2 protein-coding genes are annotated in these 10,788 nt (G+C 38.7%); one reads left to right on the forward strand and one right to left on the reverse strand.

Going from position 1 to position 10,788, the window contains the following annotated elements; all coding sequences use genetic code 11:
• Window positions 1-3: 3 nt before the first annotated feature.
• On the reverse strand, window positions 4-4,098 hold the full coding sequence (locus R8495_RS10915; protein WP_317635486.1) for a bacterial Ig-like domain-containing protein: 4,095 nt from the start codon (window positions 4,096-4,098) through the stop codon (window positions 4-6).
• Window positions 4,099-4,461: 363 nt separating this feature from the next.
• On the opposite strand from R8495_RS10915, the gene R8495_RS10920 reads away from it, so the two are divergent.
• On the forward strand, window positions 4,462-10,557 hold the full coding sequence (locus tag R8495_RS10920) for a bacterial Ig-like domain-containing protein (RefSeq protein WP_317635487.1): 6,096 nt from the start codon (window positions 4,462-4,464) through the stop codon (window positions 10,555-10,557).
• Window positions 10,558-10,788: the final 231 nt, after the last annotated feature.

The following is a 10,788-nucleotide window of genomic DNA, read 5'->3' on the forward strand; positions in this document are numbered from 1 at the left end:
ATATTAACGAATTCTTGAGTAATATAAAATAACTACTGTATCACGTTCAACTGTTCCATTTGTCTTGCTTTCTTGACCAGGTATTAACGTATAGCCTCTAGGTGCTGCGTGATCCTTATTATTTAAACTAAAGTCATACTGATAACCTGTACGTACCTCCATATCCAAATCTCGCAGACCCTTAACGTCTTTTGATGGGTTCATATAAATACGATGTAGAATCTTGAATCTAACTGGTTTTCCTAAAAGATAAACATTGACATCCTGGGCCTTAGCAAGGAATTTAACCTCAGGTGTTTGTTTTAATCCATTGCCTGCTATTTCACTATCTTTCGCATAAACGTATCCATCAGGAATTTTACTTTTAATATAGCTGCTGGTTTCACTTAAATCTAAAGGTGTACTGCCAATTTCTTCCGTTTTAACATCCTTAGCAAGTTCTTTGCCCTTACCTGCGTCTATAAAGTGGATTGTAATAGTGCTCTTAGCCTTCTTATAGACCAGATCGATACTTTGAGCAGCATTACCAAAGGTTAGCGTATTACTTGGTAATTTGGTATGCGTTGAATCCCCTGTCTTCTCAGCTTGGACAAATTGATAATAAACATCTTTGTCGAAGGTAAGATTAGCTTGTGGATTCAGGGTAAATGTTGATTGATATGGACCAAAATGAGCTCCACTTGCCATTTCTGGTGAAATTCCATCCAGATACTTAGAATCAATTACATTTCCTGCTTGGTCAACGTATCTTATTGTAATAGCTTCTTTAGGAGTGACAATTACCTTTGCCGTTGCTGTAACCTTAGGCAAATCTTTAAATGCGCTTGTGCCTGGAATTGGACGTTTTGGCGTATATTCATAGGTTACTGTATATTCTCCATCCTTACTGGCATCTACTGTACCTGTGCAGGTAACTTTATCAACCGTTAGGTTAGAGCCATTATAATCAGTTCCTTTATCAAATGAAGCTGCAGGTGTCCAAGATTCACCTTTTTGAATTGTCACGTCTTTACCCTTCAATGCAGCTTGGCTCTTCTTGAATTGATAAGTGATTATCTGCGGCTTACCGTTTGATTGGATCTTATCTTTTGAATCTTCAGCAAAAGTTACTTTAGCTCCGCTATCGCTTTCAGCCTTGTCTAAGTAGTATTTGCCTGTCAATTCGATTCTACCGATAATTGATTGAGTGTTGTCTAACTCGACTGCCTGACCGCTTGGAACACCATCTTGACTGAGTGGATCATTAAGCTTATTGCCCTCTTCATCAACAAATTTGATGGTCAAGACGTTCTTGTAAACTAGCTTAATTGTTTGAGCAGTTTCATTGAATGTTAACTGATAAGGCTTTTGATAATCCCCTGATAAAATTTCGGTTTCATCTTTTTCCGCTTTAACGAATTTATAGCTAACGTTTCCGTCCTTGGTCAAAGTTTTACTAGGTTCAAGTTTAAATTCGGAACCATAGCTACCAACATGATCACCGCTTGCCATATCTTGCGATAGACCGGCTAAGTATTTAGTATCAATTTTATTGCCATCTTGATCCACGTACTCAAGTGTAATTGGCTGCTTGTCAACAACCGTAACATTTGCCGTTGTAGTAACTTCCGGTAATTCCTTGGAGTCATTTGCGCCTGGAATTGGGCGTTTTGGTGTGTACTTGTAAGTTACGGTGTATTCTCCAACTGTACTGGTATCAACTGTTCCAGTATAGTTAACAGTTCTTTCACTGTAGTTAAATTCAGTTCCATCGTAATCAATTCCTTTATCAAGTGTTGATGCGGGATCCCAAGTGCTGCCTTTAGCGATTGTAATGTCTTTGCCTGTTAGTTTAGCTTGGTTGTTCTTGAAGTGATAAGTGATTACTTGCGGCTGACCGTCTGAGGTAATCTTATCGTTTGTATCTTTAGCAGAAGTAACAGTCACGCCACTTTCAATTTTACCAAGATATCGATCTTTGCCTTCGATTCCATCAACGATAGTCTTGGTATCTTTTAACTCAACGACTTGATCTTTGTTACCACTATCTTGAGTAAGTGGATCATGAAGGTTTGCACCTTGGTCGTCGTCATTGACAAACTTAATGGTTGCGATACTCTTGTAGACTAAGTTGATCTCTTGGGCGTCATCTCCAAACGTTAAGGTGTTGCTTGTTAATGGAGTATGGCTTGTATCGCCTGCCTTTTCTGCTTGAACGAATTCGTAACCGTCGGAAAGTTTACTAACTGGATTCAGGGTAAATTGAGTCCCCTTCTTCCCTTGGTGTTCACCTTTCTTCATTATATTCGGGATCCCACTTAAATATGAATCAGCAATTGTTTGACCATCTTGATCCACATAATTTAATTTAATTACTTTAGCAGGTGCAACAATTACTTTCCCTGTAGCTGTTACTGTGCGCAAATTTTTAGGTCCCGCACTTGAAAACGTTGCTACATTTGAAATCGGTCCAAGACGTTTTGGAGTGTACGAATAAGTTACTTGATACGTTCCTGGCTTATTAACATCGACATTGTTAGTATTAGTTACTTTATCAAAATTAACGGTATTGCCTTCATGATCAGAGGCACTTACAAAATTATCTTTTGGTGCCCATGAATCACCTTGTTCAATTGAAACATTTTTAGCAACTAATTTTGCTTCGTTCCTTTTAAAAGAATACGTAACTGTATCATCGCTGCCAATTCCGTAGATCGTGTCATAATTTCCATCCCCCAGGGTCACAGCACCGTAAGTGGTGTTAGCTACTTTTGTTAGATAGTAATTTCCCTGATGTTCAATTTCAGATACCCTTTGTGTAGCACCAATTAATGGAACTGTTCTAGCTTCTTGAGCGTTACTTAAAATTGGGGGCATTATGTCTTGTTGTGTGTCATCGTCGACAAATTTAGCTGTAATCACGCCCCCAGCACTATAGTTTAATGACTCAAATTTGATTTGTTGTAGGTTACTGGAATTACTGGTGGAACCCGTAATAGCAAATTTTAGAAAATCCGATTTTGCAGCAGAATTCTGATATGAATCCATATTATAGATATCTGTTTCCCACATGCCAATAATAGAGCCGTTTAAATCTGAGTAAGTAACAGACAACGTACCCATATTATAATCAAGCTTGATCCGTGTAAGTTGGTTGTTATTTGGTTCAGAAATCTTTGTAGAAGGCTTACGAGAGTAAATAGGAAAATCATCAGCTTTAGATGACAGGGTACGAAGTTCTGTTGTTTGTCCATCAGGGCCAAAGGCTGGCTTAGTATAGAAATATCCCCCGAAAGATTGTTTTCCATCACTACTATTAAATTTAGCAGGATCCGCACCATAAGTGAGTTTACTATTCTGTGGATAGTTAGGATCACTGGAATTGGTTTTTTCATAAGTACCGGCTTCAGTGTAGCGGGTATCAAGTTTAAATCCATATGCGTAGCCAGGACCATTTTTGTCAGCTAATACCCCTAAACTTGGACCCCCAGCCCCCATCTGCTGACGTCCAATTGGATAGCTTCCGCTAGGAATAACAACTTTGTTAGGGTCCCAACCACCAGGTGAACTAGGATCAGAAACTGAATTTCCCGGATAATTAATTCCCGGCTCATTAGTGCCAGGATTATTCCCTGGTTTACTAGGGTTCATGTTGTCGTAATCAGGGTAAAAGACAAACCCAATTCCTTCGCCGCCGTTATCACCAGCAGTTTTGTTCCCTAAATTAACAGTGGCACTAAGAGAAAACCTCGAATTAGCGTTAACTGCAAAGCCTAAATACGCCGTTCCTGTTAAATTTTTGTTGTCTTTAACAGATGTTGCATCAGGTGTTAAAGTTAATGTACCATCCGATTCCCAAGTTGCTGAATTGCCATTTTGATAACCATAAATATTAAAATACTTTTGCACATTTTCACCAGAAATACCTAGTGGCATCGAAACTCTTGGGTTAATATCATTTCCTTTAGTGGAAATGGAGGGTTTGATCAATCCTGCATCACTTGAAAATGCTGGTTTTACATCGGCGTTTACGGAATTGGCACCTAATCCAACTCCTGTAAACATTGCGGCCAAAAGCCAAATATTTTTGACTTTGCCATTATTGCGGATAAAATTCATAAAATTTCTCCTTCTAATTTTCATTATGAAATTATTCGTTGTAACAAGCTTATTCTAACATTAAATGCATCTTTTTCGCAAAGATGATAATCAAACTAATAAAGATCTTAATTATCAGATTTAAGCTGGTTTTGTTTAATGGCTAACACTAATCAATCGTTGTCTAAAAACGCCAAAAAAAGAATTGTAATCATTTATTTTATTAAACTATAAAACATTAAATTCTACTCAGCGATAAATGACAAGTAAAAAACACGTATAAAAAGTAAGCAATAATTATTTTGCCAAAAACGTATAATGAATGTTAGAATAACGATGTTGAAACGAAAATTTTCAAAAATTAAATTTAAGAGGAGAAATTTAATGAATTCAATTCGTAAAAAAGGTCGAGCCAGGAAATTATGGCTCATGGCCGGAATATTACTAGGGCTGGGAGTAAGCGCTACATCAGTAAATGCTGAACCTAAAGAATCGGTACCAGTACTGCCAAGCAATAATCAGGGATTTACACAACCGAGATTACAATCCTTAAATGATCCAATAAACGATCAAGATTCAATAAATTATTATCTTGAAGTGGCTCCTAAGGATATTTGGCGCTATTTCAACATTTATGATTTTGGTAAGCAAAACTCCGCGCGCTGGGAGGATAATGGAGATCTAACGTTAACTCCTGAGACAACATCCGATAAAGATAACAAAAACTTAACTGGGACGGCTAATTTAGGCTTCTCTTTGCTTGCTAATAGCACGTTCGAAATTTACGGTGAGGTTAATTTAGGGAGCAAATCTGCCGGAGCTAACGGTGGAGAAGGTCTGGGATTCGTATTTTATTCGGAATATGACCCACATAACAATTATCCCGGAGACAATTGGCCAGCAGGAAATAACTTTTACCCTGGTAATGGTGATTACCCTGACTATAATAAGAGTAATAGAGCTCCTGAAGGAAGTTACCCAGCTAATCTGTTTCCAAACGGGTACCATCCTTATGACTTAAGTGATGGGATCAATGGAAAGCAGCCAGGTGTAAACTATAAACCCAATCCAAAACAGCCATACGACCCTGTCGACCCGAACGATCCGAGTAATCCGAGCAATCCATCTTACCCTGGTATTCCCGGCTATCCGGGAACAAGTCCAGTTTACCCAGGTTACGAGTACGCTAGCTTTGATCCCGGCTATTCTGATACTCCTGGTTACACTGTTGATCCTAACTATCAATGGTGGATAAATTCTAGCTCCAGCAATCTGCCTAAAGGAAGTTACAAGACCGGGTATCAACCAATCGGTGCAAGCGGACCAGGGTTAGGAATAACTGGGATCAGCTCTGATGGTTATAGTAGCCAAGAGTTTTTCGGATTTAAGCTTGATACTCGTTATAGTGAGGCTGGAACTTATGAGAGACAAGGCACTCCATCTTATCCCGAAATGAAATTAAATTACGATGCAGATCCAGCTAAATATAACACTCTCGATGGGAACCAAGCATTTGGAGCCTTCATTCATAGTAAAAGTGGATATCGCACTTCTACTCTTCATACTGTTAGTTCAAGATATACAAATTCTGACTCTGCCAAAATCTCCGAACCTGAAGGGAACAATTTTCAGCCGATTCGAATTAGATATGAATTGGGTCGCTTAACTGTAGAATATTACCGTTATACAAATGCAGAGCACACAAACTGCCAGTTGGTTTATACGTGGTCAGAAGATTTCAGGGATCATTACGAAGATCAGAATAATTATTTCTTCCTCAGATATCCTTTTTTGAGATTTGCAATCACCGGTGCAACTAGCGAAGCTAGTAACGCTCAACAGTTTAGATTCAAAGGGATGCGTTATGAAGTTTCTCCTTCCGTAACTGCAAGATATGTTGATGAAAAAGAAAATGAGCTTTATCGAAATGATGTTACAAGAAGTTTTGGTAAAGGGAACTATGTTGAATTATATCGCACTGATTCAATAACTTCTTATATTGAAGGTTGGAAGAATGAAAAAGGATCTGGTCGATATTACTTATCAAAAGTAACAAGCGATGATAGTAATTGTCCCGTTATTTTTGGTGAAAGGTCCAATCCTGATAAGATTATAGGTAACGGAAAGAACCAGACAGTTACGTATCGCTTTAAACAAAATAAATCTGACATAATTACGAAAAATATTTCAATTGAGCAAGGAGGTAGCTGGGAACCTGGAGACAGTTTCGATAAAGGATTCGACTATGATGGATCCAACTTATCTCTTTCTAGAATTAGTCAAACTAATAATGTTAACGTTAATAAACCTGGAATTTACGAAGTAACTTATGAATACACTCCGTTTCGTCCGACACCAGAAAACGGATTTGATACGCCAAATCTCAATAATGGCTTAAATCATAATCTGATTCAAAACCAACAAATTGGGACATTCTCGTCTACAAGGGGGCCTCATGCGTTACCTAAAGTTAGCGCTACAGCAACTGTAAAAGTTAGTGGTCCAGTCCAATTAAACTACGTGGATCAAGACGGTAACGACATTGAGGATCCGTATTTAACTGGTATCCCGGATGAGATGAAGAAAGGCGCCCACAAAGGTTTAATAGACGAGCGATTCACGTTAAATGCACCTTCAATTACTGGTTATGAGTTTGTTCAAGCTGAGAAGAAAGGCGATGCAAGCCATACCAAATTACCAAGCAATGATTTAGTTTTTGATTACACCGTCCAAGAGATTAACCTAGTTTACAAGAGTATCTGGAACATTAAATTTGTCAACGACGATGACAACGGCACTCAACTGAATGACCCAATTACGATGGATGGGGCCAAAAATGGTGAGACCGTTGAGTTATCAAAGGCTAGTGATGTAGTTGATAAGATTGAAGGATATGGCGAATATTACTTTGCCGGCGCCGATAGCGATAATGGCGCAACTTTAACTTTCGCTAACGATCAAAAAGACAAGATCACATCGAACGGCAAACCGCAAATGATTACTTATCATTTTAAGAAGAATCAAGCGGAGATAAAAACCTGGTCTGATCTAATGTTTAATTTTGGAGAATGGTGGGAGCCGAGGCTTTCATTTAAGAAAGGGATTGATTACGATGGGACCGAATTTGATTACCAAGATCGCAAGATTAAAACCTTTCTTAATGGTTCCGAGATAATAAATGGATTAGTAGTGACTATTGATTGTACTGCATTTTTCTACTATACTCCAAAACGCCCGATTCCAGGGACAAATGACTTCAAAGAATTGCCTGAAGTTATTAGTCAATATGCAAATATCCGTGTACGTCATGTTTCACAATCGATCACCTTACATTATGTTGATCAAGATAACGCCGAGATTGATAATGATTATCTGACGGGAATTGGGCCAGATATGAGTAAGGGTGCTCATAATGGTTGGTATGATTCATCATTCATGCTAAATCCCGCAAAGATGCTGACCAAGGATGACAATGTTGGCTATAAACTTATTGCAGTCAAAAGAGGAGACAAAGAACTTAAGGAATCAGATTATAAGTTAACCTACGGGGATTATCCCCAAGATATAACGCTGGTTTACCAGAGCGTTTGGAACATCAATTTTGTCAACGACGATGACAATGGCACTCAACTGAATGACCCAATTACGATGGATGGGGCCAAAAATGGTGAGACTGTTGAGTTATCAAAGGCCGTTGATATTGTTGCTAAGATCGAAAAACAAGGCAAATGTTATTTAACTGGTGCTAAAAGTGATAATGGGACACCAGTAAGATTTTTTAGCGGCCAAAAAGATAAGATTACATTAGATGGCAAACCCCATACGATTACTTATCACTTTAAGAACAATCAAGCTAAATTAACTGGTAAGAACATCTCAATTGCCGTTGGTGACTCATGGAAGCCAGAAGATTCCTTTGATAAAGGGATAGATTACGATGGAACTGAATTCAACTTTAATGAGAGAAATGTTACCTATACTGGCAATGTCGATCCGAGTAAAGCTGGTAGTTACGAAGTAACATACAAGTATACGCCAAAACGCCCAGTTCCAACTACAAGTGACGTCCCGCAAATGCCAGTGGACTTGCCAGAAGTTACAGTAATGGTGACGGTAACAGTTCATGCGAAAAAGGCGATCACGCTACATTACGTTGACCAAGATGGTAAAGACATTGATAGCTCATACTTAACTGGTGTACCAGAAGCCATGAAAAATGGTGATCACTTTGGAGCTTATGGTTCAACATTTACCATCAATGCACCTGAGAAGTTAGGTGACAGTTACAAATTTGTTCAAGCGGAGAAGACCGGCGATGCAAGACATGCGCCGTTAACAAACAATACCTTAACCTTTGGTGATGATGCGCAAGAGATCAACCTGGTTTACCAGAATGTTTTAAAGATTCAATTTATTAATGACGATGACGGCAATCCGCTTCACGATGCACTGAGTCTTGACGGTGCTAAGAATGGTGAAATAGTTTCGATAGCTGATGCAAAACAAATTATCGACGGAATTGAAGAGAATGGTAAGTATCTCGTTAAAGCCGATAGTGATAGTCAGACGCCAGTTGTTTTTGAGACCAACGGCAACTCGACAATCAAGTCAAATGGGAAACCGCAGACAATCACGTATCACTTCAAGAATAATCAGGCATCCTTAAAGGCGAAAGATCTTGCACTTTCAGAAGGTGCTTCCTGGAGTCCAGCAGCTTCGTTTGATAAAGGGCTTGATTACAATGGAACTGAATTTAATTTTAGCGATCGAACCGTTAACTATACTGGGACAATTGATACCAGTAAGGCTGGAACCTACACCGTAACTTACAAGTACACACCAAAACGACCAATTCCTGGCACAAATGACTTTAAGGAATTGTCGGAAGTTACAACAACGGTAACGGTTACAGTTTATCCAAGAAGAGCTATCACGTTAAATTACATTGACCAAGACGGCAACAAGATTAATGATTCATATTTAAATGGGTTGCCACAAGGCATGGAGAGCGGTGATCATTTCGGAGCTTATCACGGAACCTTTACGCTTAATCCTTCGAAGACGTTAGTTAAAGATGGGAACACGAGCTATAAATTGACCAAAGTTGAAAAGGGCAGCTCTATCCTAACTGAAAATGACTATACCTTAACGTTTGGAGATGACGTCCAAGAGATCAACTTAGTCTACAAGAGTATCGCAACCATTAAGTTTGTCAATGACGACGACCAAGGTGCAAACCTTCATGATCCACTTACTCAAGATAGTGGTAACAAAGATCAAGTCGTTGAGTTAAAAGATACTAAAACTATCGTCGATGGAATCGAAGGCAAAGATCGATATCTTGGTAAAATTGAAAGTGGCGTGACTGTTACTTCTGCTAAAGATACAAACGATAAGATTACCTCAGACGGTCAGCCGCAAGTAATCACTTATCACTTCAAGAACAACCAAGCTAAACTAACAGGCAAAGACATTACAATCGCTAAAGGCAGCACTTGGGATCCCGCATCAACACTTGATAAAGGAACTGATTACGATGGAACTGAATTTAACTACAGTGAAAGAACTGTTAACTATACTGGAACAGTTGATACCAGTACAGTTGGAGAATACACCGTAACTTACAAGTACACACCAAAACGCCCAATTCCAGGCGCAAATGACTCCAAGGAATTACCGGAAGTTACTACAACGGCAAATGTTACGGTTGTTGACAAGCAGCCAATTACACTTGAGTACGTGGATCAAGATGGCAATAAAATTGATACTAAATACTTAGCCGGTCTATCGCAAGATATGGCAAGTGGAGCTCATTTTGGTCCATATCAATCAACATTTACCCTGAATCCACAAGCTAATCTTACCTTCGACAAAGATGTTTATTATCAATTTGTCCAAGCTGAGAAGACAGGGGATTCAACGCATACCAAATTACCAAGTAATACGCTAACCTTTGGTAATGCTGCTCAAAGTATCGATCTGGTCTATAAGAAGGCTAAGAGCACTATTACAATCCACTTTATAGACGCAGGTAAGGGCAAAGAACTTGCTAAGGATGTTAAAACGGAAGAAATTGGCAGTACACCTTTAGATTTAAGTGAAACCAGCAGCTATATTAAAAGTAAAATTCCTGATGGATACGTTTATGCGAAAGATAGTGAAATAGCAGGCAATGGATTAAAACAAACACCTGAGGTTAAATTCCTTGCTAAGGCCCAGGATGTCAATGTTTATCTTTTAGGAAAACCAGTTAGATTCAAGATTCTACATCGTATTTATATGAACCCATCAAAAGACGTTAAGGGTCTGCGAGATTTGGATATGGAGGTACGTACAGGTTATCAGTATGACTTTAGTTTAAATAATAAGGATCACGCAGCACCTAGAGGCTATACGTTAATACCTGGTCAAGAAAGCAAGACAAATGGAACAGTTGAACGTGATACAGTAGTTATTTTATATTACTCAAGAATTCGTTAATATTATTATTTTGGACATATAATTTATCTGTTCACATTGCGAACCGCAATTCTTCTATGATTATAGAAGAATTGTGGTTCTTTTTTTGATCAATGTGAAAGTTGAAGGCGGGCACAACCAAGATGATGCGTACCACAAAAGAAAGGCTCGCAATTCTGATTTTAAGAATAACAGAATCGCGAGCCTTTTAATATACGTCGGTTATTTGGTACATACGTTAACAGAACCAAC

Origin of the sequence: Xylocopilactobacillus apicola (genome assembly GCF_033095985.1) — a bacterium.
Lineage (GTDB): Bacteria > Bacillota > Bacilli > Lactobacillales > Lactobacillaceae > Xylocopilactobacillus > Xylocopilactobacillus apicola.

Bases quoted from the DNA above. Each gene is read 5' to 3' on its own strand.
- R8495_RS10915 (WP_317635486.1), bottom strand. From the start codon at position 4,098: ATGAATTTTATCCGCAATAATGGCAAAGTCAAAAATATTTGGCTTTTG.
- R8495_RS10920 (WP_317635487.1), top strand. From the start codon at position 4,462: ATGAATTCAATTCGTAAAAAAGGTCGAGCCAGGAAATTATGGCTCATG.